A 16,975-nucleotide genomic window follows, 5' to 3' on the forward strand; every position below is an offset into this window, starting at 1 on the left:
ATTCGAACAAAAACACAAAACCAAAAAATGACTATTGTTTCTAATTTTTCTTTAAAAAACCACAATACGTTTGGCATCGATGCCCAAGCACGTCAATTTGTAGCCGTTCATTCGGTGGAAGAATTGCAAAACGTTTTGCAAAACCATCAAAACACAACGAAATTCATATTAGGTGGCGGCAGTAATATGCTGTTAACCCAAGACATTGATGCTTTGGTAATCCATATAGACATCAAAGGAAAATCGGTTATTAAAGAAGATGAAAACTACGTGTGGGTGCAAGCCATGGCGGGTGAAAATTGGCATGAATTTGTGCTGTGGACGATCGATCAGGATTTTGGCGGACTCGAAAACATGTCGCTCATCCCAGGTAATGTGGGTACGACCCCAGTACAGAATATTGGGGCTTATGGCGCCGAAATTAAGGACACTTTTGTGGAATGTTCTGCCGTTTCGATGGACGGATTAACTACCCGTGAATTCAATAAAGAAGCCTGTCATTTTGGCTACCGCGAAAGCATTTTCAAACAAGAAGCCAAAGGACAATACATCATCACTTCGGTGGTTTTTAAATTGACCAAACACAATCATACAATTAATAGCAATTACGGCGATATCAAAGCCGAATTGGGCAAACACGGAATTGAAAATCCGACAATCAAAGACATTAGTAATGCGGTGATTGCGATTCGACAAAGCAAATTACCCGACCCGAAAGAATTGGGAAATAGCGGGAGTTTCTTTAAAAATCCGGTGATTTCCAAAACCCAATTTGAACAGATACAAGCCAAGTTTCCTGACATTAAATTTTTTGAAGTTTCCCCAACAGAAGTCAAAGTTCCTGCGGGTTGGCTGATTGAACATGCCGGACTCAAGGGCTACCGCGATGGGGATGCAGGCGTACATAAAAACCAAGCCTTAGTGATTGTCAATTATGGTAATGCAACGGGAACAGAGTTGGTGAATTTATCGAAATTGGTACAAAAAACAGTCTTTGACAAATACGGCATCGCCATCGAAGCCGAAGTGAATATTATCTAATGTACATTCCAGAAAATTATTCCCTCACCAACCAAGCGGAGATTCATGAATTTCTCCACAAAAATGGTTTTGCCCTTTTGATTAATCAAACTTTGGGTAAAATGTGGGCAACGCATGTCCCGTTGGTCTTGGATTTCAAGTCGGATGGTACCCCTTATTTATTAGGTCATATTTCAAAAGCCAATTCCCAGCATGAAGGTTTTGCAGAAAACAATGAAATCTTAGCGGTTTTTACGGGTCCGCATGCCTACATTTCTTCCTCTTGGTATGATCATGAAAATGTACCCACGTGGAATTATATCGCGGTTCATGTGTATGGAAAAATTAAAATTCATTCCCATGAAGAAGCGGTTTTGGGTTTGAAAAAACTAGTTGACAAATACGAGGAAAAATCAGAAAACCCTATTCGAGTCGAAAATCTATCTGAAAAAACGATGCGCGAAGCACGAGGAATCATCGGATTTGAGATCGAAATTACATCCATTGAAGCCCAGAAAAAATTATCGCAAAACCGAGATGATGTGAATTATAAAAACATCATTTCTGAATTGGAAACTTTGAAAGATCCGCAAGCGAAAGCAATGGCAGAAGCCATGAAAAAAAACCGTCCGTAATTTGTTGAATTCGACCTTGATTATTGCTTTGAGAATCGCTACATTTGCGCACGTTTTTTAACGCAACGCGTATATGATTTTAACTGTACTTTTTTACCTTTTTATTGCAGTTGTAGCGATACAATTCCTATACTATATCGTGTTTTTTAGTAAGTTTTCTTTTTACAAAGCCCAAAAAGGAACGCCCAAACGCATTCCCATTTCGGTGATTGTTTGCGCGAAAAACGAAGCTGAAAACGTACAAAAATTGGTTCCAATTTTAGCCGAACAAGACTATCCCGAGTTTGAAATTGTATTGATTGACGACGCCTCGAGTGATGAAACATTGGATTTATTTGAAGCCTTCGAAAAACAATATTCGAATATCAAATTGGTCAAAGTTGAAAATAACGAGGCTTTTTGGGGTAATAAAAAGTTTGCACTCACCTTAGGAATCAAAGCGGCCAAATACGAATACCTTTTATTTACAGATGCCGATTGTTATCCAACATCCAACCAATGGATAAAGGAGATGACCGGACATTATACCCAGCAAAAAACCATCGTTTTGGGCTATGGTGCGTATGAAAAAATTAAAGGATCGTTCCTGAATAAAATCATTCGCTTTGAAACTTTATTGACGGCAACGCAATATTTTGCTTGGGCAAAAATGGGAAAACCCTACATGGGTGTGGGTCGGAACATGGCCTATAAAAAAGAGGAATTCTTTCGTGTTCGTGGGTTTATGGACCACATGAAATTACGTTCGGGCGATGATGATTTATTCATCAACCAAGCGGGAAATGGCACCAATACAGCGATTTGTTATACAACAGAGAGTTTTACCTATTCGGCGCCCAAAACCAAATTCAATGCTTGGTTCAATCAAAAACGTCGTCATGTGTCGACTGCGCAACATTACAAGGGATTTGACAAATTTCAATTGGGTCTCTTTTATTGTTCCCAATTATTGTTTTTAATCCTACCAATTATCCTTTTAGCTTTTCAATTTCAATGGATAATCGTGTGTAGTCTATTGGGATTCCGTTACTTGTTTAGTTGGATTTCCTTAGGGCTAGCCGCTGGGAAATTGAAAGAGAAGGATGTCATGTACTTTTACCCCGTAATCGAGTTTGTGTTGATTCTTTCCCAACTCAATGTTTCCATCACGAATTTATTTTCAAAACCCGTCCATTGGAAGTAATCAAATACATTGAAAAAGCCAAGAAAGGGGACCAAGTAGCGTTCACTTACCTCCTCGATCATTATTGGAACGAGGTGTATGGTTTTATGCTAAAACGAACGGAGAACGAAACGGATGCCGAGGATATTACGATTGAAACATTTTCCAAGGCTTTTGATAAAATTGCCACCTACAATCCCGAATACCAATTCAATACCTGGTTGATTGCCATTGCGAAAAACGTTCACATTGATTTATTGCGTAAGCGAAAATCTTCTTTATTTGTCGAAATTTCTGATGAAGATGACCAACAAGCGTACAATATTGCTGACACCTCACCTTCGGCTGAAGATGAATTGATTACCGAGCAAAATTTATCCCGTTTATTGCAATACATCAAAGAATTAAAACCCCATTACCAAGAAATCATCCAATTGCGTTATTTCCAAGAATTGAGTTACCAAGAAATCTCGGAACACCTCAACGAACCCTTGAGTAATGTCAAAATCAAATTGCTTCGCGCGAAAAAATTACTCGCAGAGATTATACAGAAACGCTAGTGTTTTCGCAATAACTCAATCAATATCACAACATCTTTACCGTTTATTTGCAATCATCGCACAATATCACTAAAACGATTGCGTTATTATTGATATATTCAATTTTATACGCGTTGCCTATGCTTTAAAGATACTTTACCTTAAACACACATGATTATGAACCGAGTAAGTATCTTTGAAAAGAAATGGCTGGATGTCATTTTCGAAGGCAAAAACCAAAAGTATGGCGCTTATCAATTGCGTCGTGAAAACGAAAAAACCACACTAATCGCATTTTTTACGGGAATTGGAATCCTTACTGGCAGCGTTTTTCTATTGAGTTCGTTCAATGTAAAACCAATGCCCGATGACATTCCTCCAACCCTAATAGATACCCTTAACGTGGTAAATATTGTTACTCCGAAAAAACTGGAGACGCCAAAGGGAAATGCAGCACCAAAGGCACCTGAAAATCCGAATAAAAACTACACACCGGTGGCACCTGCAGAAGTTCCAAAAGATCCCGAGCCAAAAGAACCGACAGATCCTGTAGTTGACCCAGCACCCGGTATCCCTGATGGCGGTGGAGTTCCAGGAGGAACACCAGGTGGCGTACCCGGAGGAATACCCGGAGGAGGCGATGGCGGACCGTTTATTCCTGAAACGCCATCAACGACTATTGAGGTTTCGACAACTTTGGATGAACAACCTGAATTTCCGGGGGGAATGCAACGATTCTATAAAGAAGTCGTCGACCGATTTGACGAAGACGTTATTGAAGATTTGGAGGGTGAAACCCGAAAAGTATTGGTTTCCTTTGTCATTGAACGCAATGGTAGCATGACAGATATTAACGTGATTCGAAATGCGGACCCAACCGTTGATCAAGAAGCCATTCGCGCCTTAAAAGCAATTCCAATCAAATGGAAAGCAGGTATCAAAAACGGGAAAGCCGTTCGCACCCGATATTCACTACCCATTTTAATCAAAAATTAATCGCAACACTACCTATAGAAACCGCAGTCCAACCCTGCGGTTTTTTTATTATTTTTAGCCAACCAACAAACGAAACTTTACATGACCCAATTTTCTACTTCAGAAAAATGGAAGCACTTATTGAGCTTTCCTGTTATCATTGCAGCCCTTGGCTATTTTGTAGACATCTATGATTTATTGCTTTTTGGCATTGTTCGAGTACCCAGTCTTACCGAACTCGGCATGGATGTGGACACCGTGGGCACGCAAATTATAAACTATCAAATGACCGGACTATTGGTGGGTGGAATCATTTGGGGTATTTTTGGAGATAAAAAAGGACGCTTGTCCGTGCTTTTTGGTTCGATACTGGTCTACTCACTCGCCAATATTGCCTGCGGATTTTTACCACAATTGCATTTTATGGATCAAGCCACCTTGTATGCGTGGTTGCGTTTTATCGCCGGAATTGGATTAGCAGGTGAGTTGGGTGCTGGAATTACGTTGGTTTCGGAAAGTTTACCCAAAGAATTACGGGCAATTGGCACATCCTTAGTAGCGGGATTTGGTCTACTTGGCGCAGTGGTTGCCCAATTAACCGTACAAATGGCAGGCAATTGGACCACTGCTTATTTTATTGGGGGCGGACTCGGACTTCTGTTACTTGTCTTGCGCATTAGTGTTTCTGAAAGTGGGATTTATAAAGACATCGAAAATAATACCGCTATTGCAAAAGGAAACTTTCTATCCTTATTCACCAATAAAACGCGCTGTATAAAATACCTAAAGTGCATTGCGATTGGCTTACCCACTTGGTATTGCATTGGAATTTTAGCGATGATGGCCAACCAATTTGCTCCAGAAATGGGGATAGCATCCATTGTTCCAGGGAAAGCCATCATGTGGGGCTATGTGGGAATTTCCGCGGGTGATTTTGCCAGTGGCTTTATCTCTCATGCACTGCATTCACGTAAAAAAGCGATTTTTTACATGATGCTTTTTACTGTTCTTGGCGTGGTTTGGATGCTTTTTGGTGGCGCAAATACAGAAAACAGTTATTACTTTTTCTGCGCGTGGCTCGGACTCGGAACCGGGTATTGGGCGATGTTTGTCACCGTAGCCGCGGAACAATTTGGAACCAACCTTCGCAATACCACTACAACAACAGTACCGAATATGGTTCGCGGCTTACTTCCCGTAATGCTTTTGCTATTCGATTATTGTAAACAAACACAAACCGTGATCAATGCTGCATTAATAGTAGGCATTCTTGCTTTTGGTTTGGGGATTTACGCGACATTGACTATTCCTGAAACCCACAATAAAGAATTGGATTTTATTGAGTAAAAGAACAACTCTTAAAACTTTAACAGAACCGCTTTTAATATAAATATTGATTGTATTTTTGCAGTCAATAATGACGCGTATGAACACAGAATCTACCCACGTATTACCCCCTAATGGAAAACCCAAATGGCTTAAGGTAAAACTACCGATTGGTCAGAAGTATACCGAATTACGAGGTTTAGTTGATAAATATAAACTGAACACCATTTGTACTTCGGGGAGTTGCCCAAATATGGGTGAATGTTGGGGAGAAGGTACGGCTACGTTTATGATTTTGGGGAATATTTGTACCCGTTCTTGTGGATTTTGTGGAGTAAAAACGGGGCGCCCTGAAGATGTGGATTGGGACGAACCCGAAAAAGTGGCACGTTCCATTAAAATCATGAAAATCAAACATGCGGTGATCACCAGTGTAGACCGTGATGACTTGAAAGATATGGGTTCGATCATTTGGTTGGAAACCGTTGAAGCGATTCGCCGTATGAATCCCGAAACCACTTTAGAAACCTTAATCCCCGATTTTCAAGGAATTCATCGTCATATTGACCGCATAGTGGAAGCGAATCCCGAAGTGGTATCCCACAACATGGAAACGGTTCGCCGTTTAACACGTGAGGTTCGCATTCAAGCCAAATACGACCGCAGTTTGGAAGTATTAAAATACCTAAAAGACCAAGGAATTCGTAGAACGAAATCGGGCATCATGCTCGGTTTGGGTGAAACGGAAGAAGAGGTCATCGAAACCATGCGTGATTTACGCAATGTTAACGTGGACATTGTGACTTTAGGCCAATATTTACAACCTACCAAAAAACATTTGCCGGTAAAAGAATTCATCACGCCTGAACAATTTGAAAAATACGAACGTATTGGTAAAGAAATGGGCTTCCGCCATGTGGAAAGTGGTGCTTTAGTTCGATCCAGTTATCACGCCGAAAAACACATTCTTTAATTGAATCACATGGGTAAAATTCGTGTAGGGATAAATGGCTACGGCCGAATTGGTCGGAACTTGTTTCGATTATTGTGGAATCATGACGCAATTGAAGTGGTAGCGATAAACGACATCGCAGATACTGCCACGATGGCCCATTTGACCAAATACGATAGTATTCACGGAAAATTCCCTCATCCCGTTTTCTATGATGCTAACGGATTTATCATTGAAGGAAAATCGGTAGCTTTTTTCCATGAAAAAGAAATCCAACAGATTCCCTGGCACAGTGCAAAAGTCGATCTTGTGGTTGAATCCACGGGAAAGTTTAAGACTTATGAAGAACTAGCCCAACATCATTCTGCTGGTGCCCCTAAAGTAATTCTATCAGCACCTTCTGAAGTTCCTGAAATCAAAACTATAGTTTTGGGTGTCAACGAGTCCATTCTGGACGGCTCGGAAACCATTATTTCCAATGCAAGTTGTACCACCAACAATGCAGCTCCCATGATTAAAGTCATTGAAGAGTTGTGTGGCATTGAACAAGCTTATATCACTACGGTTCACTCCTACACTACCGATCAAAGTTTACACGACCAACCCCACAAAGATTTACGTCGGGCGCGTGGAGCTTCACAATCCATTGTTCCTACAACCACAGGAGCGGCTAAAGCATTAACCAAAATATTTCCTGATATGGAAGGTAAAATGGGAGGTTGTGGCATTCGTGTTCCTGTTCCTGATGGTTCATTAACGGATATTACGTTTAATGTAAGAAAAAACACTTCGATAGAGGAAATCAATGCCGCGTTTAAAAATGCCGCCGAAAATAAATTAACCGGAATATTGGATTATACCGAAGATCCTATTGTTTCTGTGGATATTATTGGAAACACCCATTCTTGTGTTTTTGATGCCCAACTCACTTCGGTCATCGATAAAATGGTTAAGGTCGTCGGATGGTACGACAATGAAATTGGTTATTCATCGAGATTGGTCGATTTAATTAGGTTAGTTTCCAAATAATTTCATTATTTTGGTATATAAAATGCCTCAATATGAGAAAGCTACTGTTTTTCTTATTGGTTCCTTTTGTGCTTTTTAGCCAAAAAAACGCATCGAAATCTTTCGATAGTTTGGGCTATTATTTTCAGCAAATCCAATACAATAAGAAAGCAAACAACTACCAAAACTGCCTGAATTATTCCAAAAAAGCCATTGATTTTTCTCAGAAAAAAAATGATGAAAAAGCACTTGCTGACAGTTATTATAATTTAGGTTTGGTGTATTATGATTTGCATAAGTTCGAAGATGCTATCGATGCTTTTGTTCGCAGTATTGCTATTTATTCTACCTTGCCCAATTCAACGGAACAAGCCATGTGTTATTATCATTTGGGCATGTCTTATATTGAAGAGCAAAAAATAGCACTTGCGGAAAAAAATCTCAATCAAGCGGAAACCTTGTTTGAAAAATTAAAAATTCACAGTGCCATTGAATTGATCAATTTGCAGCGTTCCATTATTTATAAACAGTTGGGGCGAACCCATCAGGCGGTAGGCATGTTGGAAAAAATCATTACACAAACGGATACAATTCATACCCGAAAAGTCATTCCCGAAGCCTTGTATCATTTGGGAATGATCGAAAAAGAACGCAAACGCTACAACTTAGCGTTGAATTACATGAACCGTGCTTTAAATCGGTCAACAGCTTCTCTTGAATTACAATCCAAAATACTTTTAGCATTAAGTCAGATTCAAGAAAAAAATGCCAATATTGATGCTTCGCATGGATTTTTGAAACGCTATGTCGAATTAAAAGACAGTATTGATCGTTCGTTTAATGCCAAAATTGAACCAGTCGACTTTGATGCGTTTAAAAATTCTGAGAAAATAAAGCACGCGGAACAACTGGAACGCGAAAAAGAGAGTCAGATTAAAGCCAAGAACTTTGCCAAACTCATTAGTATTTTGGCGATAGCGCTGATATCCATTTTATCGTTACTTAGTTTATCGTTGTACAAAAACAATATTTTGCGCAATGAATCCAATAAACTCTTGCATGAAAAAAACCGTGAATTAGAACTCGCTAAAGAAAAAGCGGAAAATGCTACCAAAGCCCGATCTGAGTTTCTTTCAACGGTGAGTCATGAATTGCGAACACCTTTAAATGCCATCAATGGAATTACCCATTTGTTAATCGAAGAAAATCCGAAACCTTCACAAATTGAGTATTTGAATTCGTTAAAATTTTCGGGTAATTACCTGTTGACATTCATCAATGATATTTTAGAAATCAACCGCATTGAATCGGAGAATGTTCCCGTTGAAAAAATTACGTGTACGATTCGTACCCATTTGAAAAATATTCAAAATTCGTTCCGCGAAATTGCACAAGAGAATCACAATATTTTTGAGATAGAAATCGACAATGCGATTCCAGAGAACTTGATTTGTGACCCGACTAAACTTTCGCAAATCATTATCAATTTGGTGAATAACGCATTGAAATTCACCAAAAACGGGCACGTTCGATTAATCGCAAAATTGGAAGAAGTCCAAGACAAAAACATTCGCATCCATTTCCAAGTGTCGGATAATGGGATCGGAATTCCGGAAGACAAACAAAGTGAAATTTTTGAAAGTTTTTCACAAGGTTCGATCGAAATTAATCGAAAATATGGCGGCACCGGATTAGGTTTAGCGATTGTTAAACGTTTGGTTGAATTATTGGGCGGTTCTATAACATTAAATAGTAAAGTCGGATTAGGTACAACTTTTTCTTTCACCTTGCCGTTTCAAGTGGGTGAAAATAATGTGGTAACCGCACCTGTTGAAGTGACCGTTACAGAAACCGATGAAACGATTGTTCAAGGAAAACGCATATTATTGGTTGAAGACAACAAAATCAACCAAATGATTACCAAAAAAATGTTGGAAAATCGGGGAATGAATTGTCGCATTCTTGACAATGGTGAAGACTGTGTGACCTTAATCCGTAAAGAAGGCCAAAATTATGATTTGGTGCTTATGGACGTGCATTTACCGGGTATTAATGGAACAATTGCTACAGAACAAATTCGGGAATTCAACACAACCATTCCGATCATTGCTTTGACAGCTATTTCCTTAAATGAAAATCGGGAAATGCTATTATCGTATGGAATGACAGACGTATTGACAAAACCTTTCGAACCCGAAAAATTTTATAAAATCATTTCCGATTATTTGCTGTAGTTAGTACTGCTTAATTAATTCGCGAATGAGGAGTCGCACATGCGGTTCAGCCTTTTGGGCCGCTTTCAATACTTCTGCGTGATTTACTTCTTCGATATTCTCTTCGTCACCCATATCGGTAATTACGGACAATCCGAACGTTTCCAGTTCCATGTGACGGGCGACAATCACTTCGGGAACGGTAGACATTCCGACACAATCGGCACCTAAAATTTTCACCATCCGGTATTCGGAAAGGGTTTCAAAAGTAGGGCCTTGTAACCCCAAATACACGCCTTCATGCAACGTAATTTGATTTTGGACTGCGATTTCTTTCGCTTGGCGCATCATTTCTTTACTATAGGGTTCGCTCATATTGACAAATCGAGGGCCAAATCGCTCGTCATTTTTTCCGCGTAACGGATGTTCGGGCATCAAATTAATGTGATCTTTAATTACTACAATGGAGCCAACTTCATAAGCAGGATTTACACCTCCAGAAGCATTGGACACAATTAATTTGCTAACTCCTAAATATTTCATGACCCGAACTGGGAAAGTAACTTGTTTCATGTCGTAGCCTTCATAATAATGAAAGCGACCTTGCATGGCGACTACTTTTTTAGTTCCAACGGTTCCAAAAACCAAAGCGCCTTGATGACCTTGTACTGTGGATATTGGAAAATTGGGAATTTCACCGTAAGGCAAAGTGTATTCGATTTGTATATCTTCTGTAAAACTGCCCAATCCAGAACCCAGAATGATTCCGTATTCGGGTGTAAAACCCGTAGTTTTTTGAATGAAGTTAACGGTTTCGTGTACTTGTTCCCACATAGTTTTCAATTTGTTGCTGCCAATCCGATTCTCCTTTTAAAAACTCACTTTTTATAGGTAAGTAGTATAATGGTGCCGCAATTCCTTTTCCCATCAAACGAACATAGTCTTTTTCGGTAGTTATTATCGGTTGCGTTTTGGCGATTTGGTTAATTTTTTCAATATCCTGAGGCGAAAAATCGTGGTGATCGGGAAAGGTAAGCACCGTATCGCCTTCTTGTTGTAAAAAGGCATAAAACGGCCCTGGTTTTGCAATTCCGGTTAGAAGTACTTTGGACTGACGTCGAATTTCAACCACAGCTAGTTGTTCATTTGCATTGTAAACAAAAGAATCATAGGAAATTGTACTAAAAAAAACCGGAACGCTAACGTCCAATTGCTCACGAATTTTCTGTTGGGCAAGTTCGCTTAAATCTGCTGGACATTTTGTGACAATTATCACATTTGCTCTTTTTTTTCCGGAAGCAAATTCTCGTAAGGTTCCCGTGGGTAACATCCAATCCTGACAAAACAAATCGTTATAGGCCGTAAGTACTATGTAAAAACCGGCTTTAACGCGTCGGTGTTGAAAAGCATCGTCTAGTAATATAACTTCCGGTTTCGGATTTCGAGCAAGTAACTGAAGAATACCGTTACGACGATCAGCATCCACTGCAACGGTAACTTCAGGAAATTTCAAATGCATTTGATAGGGTTCGTCACCAATTAAGGCACCATTAACTTCCGAAGCTGCCATATCATTGGCCACCCAATAGCCTTTTGATTTACGACCGTATCCCCTACTCAATGTAGCTACTCGGTAATGGGGTTGCAACAAACGAATTAACGATTCAATTTGTGGGGTTTTACCCGTGCCGCCTACACTTAAATTGCCTACTGCCAAGATTGGAATATCAAAAGTATAGGAAGTTAACCAACCTTTATCATACATTATATTGCGAATGGCAGCAATACAACCATACAATAATGCCAATGGAAAAAGTAGGTAACGTAAAATTATCATAGTACGAAAGTAACATTTTTTTATCTTTGGAGGATTCAAGATTATAAAAATGAAACGGTTTTTACTCGTATTTTGGTTACTTTTAGCAGGTATAGCGTGGAGTCAAAATACCGTTCAAGATAATGCTGCATTACTCAAAATCGTATTGACTAAATATTATGCGAACGAAAAACCCATCGTTAAAGACCGTTTGCAATTGCTCTTTTTTTATAAAGAAAAAGCCAATAATACCATCGAAATTTCTGAAGGTTGTAAAAACCATCCTGTATTAAAAAACTATGTTTCCGAAATAAAAAAACAAATTCAAGCGCCAAAACCATTGGATAATTGGGATAAAGAGTTTGAATTGTTATTCACCAATCAACACCAATATTTACAGAAGAAGGTGCAAGCGCCGGTCAGTTTGGCTGAATTTCAATCCAAAACGGCGACCAACGGGGAAAATAATCAACGGATGATGATTGTCAACCAACCCATTTATTTACCCAATAATTACTGTTTGATCAAAGTGGGGTTTTACAGGAGCATCGAACATAACAGCGGCAGTTTTATTCTTTTTCAAAAAATCAATGGCCAATGGCAATGGGTGGAAGAATTTAACCGTTGGGAAACTTAAATGAATTATGAGTTATAGAATTAAAGAAATACTGCCTATCCTTGAAGAATTAGCGCCTTTGGCCTATGCAGAGGATTTTGACAATGTGGGACTTTTGGTGGGTGATGTTGAATCTGCGCTGACTGGAATTTTGGTCTGCCATGATGCTTTGGAGACGGTTATAGATGAAGCCATCGCCAAAAAATGCAATTTGGTCGTTTGTTTCCACCCTATTTTGTTTTCGGGATTGAAAAAAATAACGGGAAAAAATTATGTGGAACGAGCGGTCATCAAAGCCATTAAAAATGACATCGCCATATATGCGGTTCATACCGCTTTGGACAATCATCCAAACGGTGTAAATGCTTTATTTTGCAATGCACTAGGTATTTTAAATAGTTCAGTACTTGTACCCAAGTCGGATTTCATTCAAAAACTGGTCACCTTTGCACCCGTTGAAGATGCGGCAACCATTCGAACGGCCTTATTTGCTGCTGGAGCGGGAACCATAGGTAATTATGAAAACTGCAGTTTTAGTTCGACCGGAACAGGCACTTACCAAGGCAATGAAAACAGCAATCCTGTGGTGGGCGAACGGTTTGAAATGGTAGAAGCCCAAGAAGTCAAAATCGAAGTGACTTTTGAAAAGCATTTACAGAGTAAAATTCTTAAAGCGCTTTTTGCGAGTCACCGTTATGAGGAAGTCGCTTATGAAGTCTACTCCTTACAAAACTCGCATCAAAACATTGGTTTGGGTCGCATCGGTCAATTAGAGCATCCCATGGATGAAGTCGATTTTTTAAAGAAGGTGAAGTCAAAATTAGACTGCGGTGGCATTCGGCATTCAGCATTTTTAGGTAAAAAAATTCAAAAAGTAGCCGTATTGGGAGGCTCGGGAAGTTTTGCTATAAAAAATGCTTTACAAGCGGGTGCAGATTGCTATCTCACTGCCGATTTAAAATACCATAATTTTTACGAAGCCGAAGGCAAAATGTTGCTTGCAGATATCGGACATTTTGAGAGTGAAAGATTTACAAAAAATTACATAGTTGATTTTCTTAAAGAAAAAATTACTAATTTTGCAGTCGTTTTATCAGAAGAAAATACAAACCCGGTTAAGTACTTATAAAATATGGCTACTACAAAAGAAATGAGCGTTGAAGAAAAATTAAGAGCGCTATATGATTTACAGTTAATCGATTCTCGCATTGACGAAATTAGAAGTGTTCGCGGCGAACTACCTCTAGAAGTAGAAGATTTAGAGGACGAGGTTGCCGGATTAACCACTCGTTTGGACAAATTACAAATGGACTTAGCGCAGATTGAAGATAGCATCAAATCAAAAAAAGCGGCTATTGAAGGGCACCAAGTTTCCATTAAAAAATACACAGAACAACAAAAAGAGGTTCGCAACAACCGCGAATTCAATGCGTTGACCAAAGAAGTTGAATACCAAGAATTGGAAATTCAATTGGCTGAAAAGCAAATCAAAGAATTAAAAGCTTCGATTGAATTCAAAAAAGAATCCATTTCACAAACCAAAGAGAAATTGGATCAAAAGTCGACGCACTTAAAACATAAGAAAGCGGAATTGAACGATATTATGGCAGAAACGCAAAAAGAAGAAAACTTTTTGATGGAAAAATCAGCCGAATACCGTCAAGGAATTGAAGCTCGTTTATTAACTGCTTATGATCGTATCCGCAATAGTGTTCGCAATGGACTTGCGGTAGTATCTATTGAGCGTGGAGCTTCTGTAGGTTCATTCTTCACCATTCCTCCACAAACACAAGTTGAAATTGCTTCTCGAAAGAAAATTTTAACCGACGAGCATTCAGGACGAATTTTGGTGGACAATGTTCTGGCTCAGGAAGAAAGAGAAAAAATGGAACAAATGTTCGCATCAATATAATACCAAGCCACCTTAACGGTGGCTTTTTCATTACCCCAATTTAAGATTACCTGCTTTGAAAAAGATTAGTCAATATATCCTTGTCAAATTGGTTGGTTTGTACATCAACGTGATGAGCTATATCTATCCAAAACATGCTTTCCGATTGGCGTACCGACTATTTAGTTCGCCCCGAAAAGGAAAAATCAAATCCAGCCATATCCCGAAAGCTTTAGTTCGAGCCAAACATGTAAAACATACCTTAGACACCCATACGATCCAAACGTATATTTGGAATGGCAATGAGGAGGTAATACTTCTTATTCACGGTTGGGAGAGTAACGCATCACGCTGGAAAAAGCTTTTAAAACAATTACTTAAAACAGGCAAGACTATAATTGCCATTGACGGTCCGGCCCATGGCATGAGTAGTGGCAAGGAATTCAATGTTCCTTTGTATGCGGAATTTATTCATAAAATTGCTTCCCTATATGCTCCAAAAGCACTGATTGGTCATTCGGTGGGTGGAAATGCGATTACCTATTATCAAAAACATTATCCCCATGAAATCGAGCGTTTTGTACTTTTAGGTGCGCCTTCCGATTTTAAAATTATTTTAAAAAATTATGTGACTTTATTGGGATTGAATAGAAAGGTTTATCGCTATTTAAAAACCTATGTACAACGGCGTTTTTCCATTTCTATAGAAAAATTTTCTGCGGCACAATTTGTTGAAAACATCCCTCAGGAAGGATTAATTATTCACGATAAAGAGGACGCTGTAGTTTTGTGGGAAGAGAGCAACAAAATTGCCAATGCATGGCCCAAAGCTGAATTTGTCACGACACGCGGTTTAGGTCATGGTCTACACGATGCCTATTTGTACCAAACCATTATTGAATTTATTAATCGAAATTAAGTTCGATAGAAACTATATCTTTGCGGCATGACCCGTTTAAACAAATATTTATCGGAATCCGGATATTGCTCCCGACGTGAAGCAGACAAACTCATTGAGCAAGGGCGCATTACAGTGAATGGAAAATTACCCGAAATGGGGATGAAAGTGACTTCGGAGGATCAAATTTTTGTGGACGGAAACCCCATTCATAACAAACAAGAAGAGCGTATTTACTTGGCTTTCCACAAACCCGTTGGTATTGAATGTACAACGAATACAGCCGTCAAAAACAACATTGTCGACTATATCAATTATCCCGAACGGATATTCCCAATTGGACGATTGGATAAAGCGAGTGAGGGATTGCTATTCATGACCAATGATGGTGATATTGTCAATAAAATTCTTCGGGCACGCAACAATCACGAAAAAGAATATATCGTTACGGTGAACAAACCCATCACGGATCGATTTATACAACGCATGGGCAATGGTGTGCCCATACTTGACACTGTAACGCGAAAATGTAAGGTAGAACAAATCAGTCGGTTTGTGTTTCGCATCGTACTCACACAAGGATTAAACCGCCAAATTCGGCGTATGTGCGAGTATTTGGATTATGAAGTAACCGCCTTAAAACGCATTCGGATCATCAATATTAGTTTGGATGTTCCTGTAGGCAAGTACCGAAAACTAACGCCTTCCGAGTTAAAACAATTGGACCTATTGATTGCACCTTCGAGTAAAACAGAGGAGGCTAGTGATTTGAAAAGTGAGATTCAGGAACACCCCAATCCACAAAAATCCAATCAAAAAACAATTTCAAAATTTCCAATCCACAAGAACTTCAAAGGATTGCCCAAAAAAGATTAAGCGGTTTATTATTGTAGCTTGAAATCGAATTATATTGCGCTTTTTTTGAATACTAAAATATATGCACATGAATTATCTCAATCCAAATGATCAACGGGGTCAATATGCCCGCATTGCAATCCTCATTGTTTTACTTATTATTCTTGGTAGCCTAGTTTCAGATTATATGCAATTTCAATTGATTCGCGCTTTTGAAAACGGTGCTCATTTTGAACAAGAAGCACTTAATAGTAACGACAATCGCCAACTTTTTTTTGTTATCGTTCAATTTGTATCTTGGGTCATTGCAGGCATCTTCTTTCTACAATGGTTTAGAAGGGCTTACTATAATTTAATTATGCAAGTAACTTATACCGATGAAACAGATAGTTGGGCCATTTGGTCTTGGTTCGTTCCCATTCTCTCATTGTATAAACCGTATGTTATCTTTAAAGAATTATTTGATAAAACAACTGAGTATTTAAGGGCACAGGGAGAAAAGGTCCCCAATGCCCCCCATTTAGCTCTAGGCTTATGGTGGTTTACATTAACAATAGGACGTATCATTGAAAATATAGCCCGCGTAGTGTATAAAGGAGACACTATAGATTCTCTAAAAATGCAAACAATATTGTCACTTGTTGACAATATGCTATTAATAGGTAATGGTTTACTATTGCTTTTCGTAATAGAACGTTATCAAGCCTTAGAAAAAATTTTCATTTTGTATCCCAAAGAAAATAACGAAACTTCAAATCCAACTTCTGAATTCGAAACTGATTCGAATATTATAAACCCTTCAATTGATTCAAATTCGGACTCAGAATAGCAAATTAATCAATATTGATTCTTTAATCCTCAGGCAAAAGGGGCATTTAATCGAATGATTGCCCAATGTACTCAGTAGCTATTTTTTTAAAAATTCCTTTTCGTTAGCTTCGTACTGTGTTATTCATCTAATTATTCGCCTTAGAAAAAACGATACAAAACAAACATGAAAAATTGCGTTGTATTGTTCAGACTACTGATTCAATTTGAGGTTTGGTCGCAACTGCGAACATTACATGTT

The 16,975-nt window shown here is 38.8% G+C and carries 17 protein-coding genes; 15 read left to right on the forward strand and 2 right to left on the reverse strand.

Features of this window, described 5'->3' with window-relative positions:
* From murB to OLM45_RS12500, 9 genes are all read left to right on the forward strand, one after another.
* The gene (gene murB, locus OLM45_RS12460) at positions 1–1,041 is read left to right on the forward strand and encodes a UDP-N-acetylmuramate dehydrogenase (protein WP_264512981.1); all 1,041 of its coding nucleotides are present in this window, start codon (positions 1–3) and stop codon (positions 1,039–1,041) included.
* Entirely contained in the window at positions 1,041–1,655 is a 615-nt protein-coding gene (locus OLM45_RS12465) for an FMN-binding negative transcriptional regulator (protein WP_264510622.1), read from the forward strand. The genes murB and OLM45_RS12465 overlap by 1 nt, the downstream gene beginning before the upstream one ends.
* 73 nt (positions 1,656–1,728) lie before the next feature.
* Complete coding sequence (locus OLM45_RS12470) at positions 1,729–2,838, forward strand: glycosyltransferase (protein ID WP_413614184.1); 1,110 nt, start codon at positions 1,729–1,731, stop codon at positions 2,836–2,838.
* A complete protein-coding gene (locus OLM45_RS12475) occupies positions 2,829–3,377 on the forward strand; it encodes an RNA polymerase sigma factor (RefSeq protein WP_129461474.1) in 549 nt (182 codons plus the stop codon). The genes OLM45_RS12470 and OLM45_RS12475 overlap by 10 nt, the downstream gene beginning before the upstream one ends.
* A 156-nt stretch (positions 3,378–3,533) precedes the next feature.
* Positions 3,534–4,352, forward strand: a complete 819-nt coding sequence (locus tag OLM45_RS12480; RefSeq protein ID WP_264510623.1) for an energy transducer TonB — start codon at positions 3,534–3,536, stop codon at positions 4,350–4,352.
* 81 nt (positions 4,353–4,433) lie between these two features.
* Complete coding sequence (locus OLM45_RS12485) at positions 4,434–5,678, forward strand: MFS transporter (RefSeq protein ID WP_264510625.1); 1,245 nt, start codon at positions 4,434–4,436, stop codon at positions 5,676–5,678.
* Positions 5,679–5,757: 79 nt separating this feature from the next.
* Positions 5,758–6,630 (forward strand): lipoyl synthase, encoded by an 873-nt coding sequence (gene lipA / locus OLM45_RS12490; RefSeq protein WP_129461471.1) that lies wholly within the window; start codon positions 5,758–5,760, stop codon positions 6,628–6,630.
* A 9-nt stretch (positions 6,631–6,639) separates the two neighbouring features.
* A complete protein-coding gene (gap, locus tag OLM45_RS12495) occupies positions 6,640–7,638 on the forward strand; it encodes a type I glyceraldehyde-3-phosphate dehydrogenase (RefSeq protein WP_264510627.1) in 999 nt (332 codons plus the stop codon).
* Between the two features lie 32 nt (positions 7,639–7,670).
* Complete coding sequence (locus OLM45_RS12500; protein WP_264510629.1) at positions 7,671–9,851, forward strand: ATP-binding protein; 2,181 nt, start codon at positions 7,671–7,673, stop codon at positions 9,849–9,851.
* Here the strand turns inward: OLM45_RS12500 and OLM45_RS12505 are convergent, their stop codons facing one another.
* Both OLM45_RS12505 and lpxK read right to left on the reverse strand, forming a co-directional pair.
* A complete protein-coding gene (locus OLM45_RS12505) occupies positions 9,852–10,664 on the reverse strand; it encodes a purine-nucleoside phosphorylase (RefSeq protein WP_264510631.1) in 813 nt (270 codons plus the stop codon).
* Positions 10,636–11,667 carry a tetraacyldisaccharide 4'-kinase gene (lpxK, locus tag OLM45_RS12510; RefSeq protein WP_264510633.1) on the reverse strand — a complete coding sequence of 344 codons (1,032 nt, stop codon included), beginning with the start codon at positions 11,665–11,667 and terminating at the stop codon, positions 10,636–10,638. The genes OLM45_RS12505 and lpxK overlap by 29 nt, the downstream gene beginning before the upstream one ends.
* Positions 11,668–11,716: 49 nt before the next feature.
* Here lpxK and OLM45_RS12515 point away from each other — a divergent pair, with 49 nt between their 5' ends.
* The 6 genes from OLM45_RS12515 (at position 11,717) to OLM45_RS12540 (ending at position 16,735) form a co-directional block, all read left to right on the forward strand.
* On the forward strand, positions 11,717–12,283 hold the full coding sequence (locus OLM45_RS12515) for a hypothetical protein (protein ID WP_264510635.1): 567 nt from the start codon (positions 11,717–11,719) through the stop codon (positions 12,281–12,283).
* 7 nt (positions 12,284–12,290) lie between these two features.
* Positions 12,291–13,391: a Nif3-like dinuclear metal center hexameric protein gene (locus OLM45_RS12520; protein WP_264510637.1), complete on the forward strand. Its 1,101-nt coding sequence runs from the start codon at positions 12,291–12,293 to the stop codon at positions 13,389–13,391.
* A 3-nt stretch (positions 13,392–13,394) separates the two neighbouring features.
* Positions 13,395–14,174 carry a zinc ribbon domain-containing protein gene (locus tag OLM45_RS12525; RefSeq protein ID WP_264510639.1) on the forward strand — a complete coding sequence of 260 codons (780 nt, stop codon included), beginning with the start codon at positions 13,395–13,397 and terminating at the stop codon, positions 14,172–14,174.
* 55 nt (positions 14,175–14,229) lie between these two features.
* Positions 14,230–15,072 (forward strand): alpha/beta fold hydrolase, encoded by an 843-nt coding sequence (locus OLM45_RS12530; protein ID WP_264510641.1) that lies wholly within the window; start codon positions 14,230–14,232, stop codon positions 15,070–15,072.
* Between the two features lie 27 nt (positions 15,073–15,099).
* A complete protein-coding gene (rluF, locus tag OLM45_RS12535) occupies positions 15,100–15,927 on the forward strand; it encodes a 23S rRNA pseudouridine(2604) synthase RluF (protein WP_264510643.1) in 828 nt (275 codons plus the stop codon).
* A 67-nt stretch (positions 15,928–15,994) separates the two neighbouring features.
* On the forward strand, positions 15,995–16,735 hold the full coding sequence (locus tag OLM45_RS12540) for a DUF4328 domain-containing protein (RefSeq protein WP_264510668.1): 741 nt from the start codon (positions 15,995–15,997) through the stop codon (positions 16,733–16,735).
* Positions 16,736–16,975 lie beyond the last annotated feature (240 nt).

The organism is Flavobacterium sp. N1719 (assembly GCF_025947045.1).
GTDB lineage: Bacteria > Bacteroidota > Bacteroidia > Flavobacteriales > Flavobacteriaceae > Flavobacterium > Flavobacterium stagni.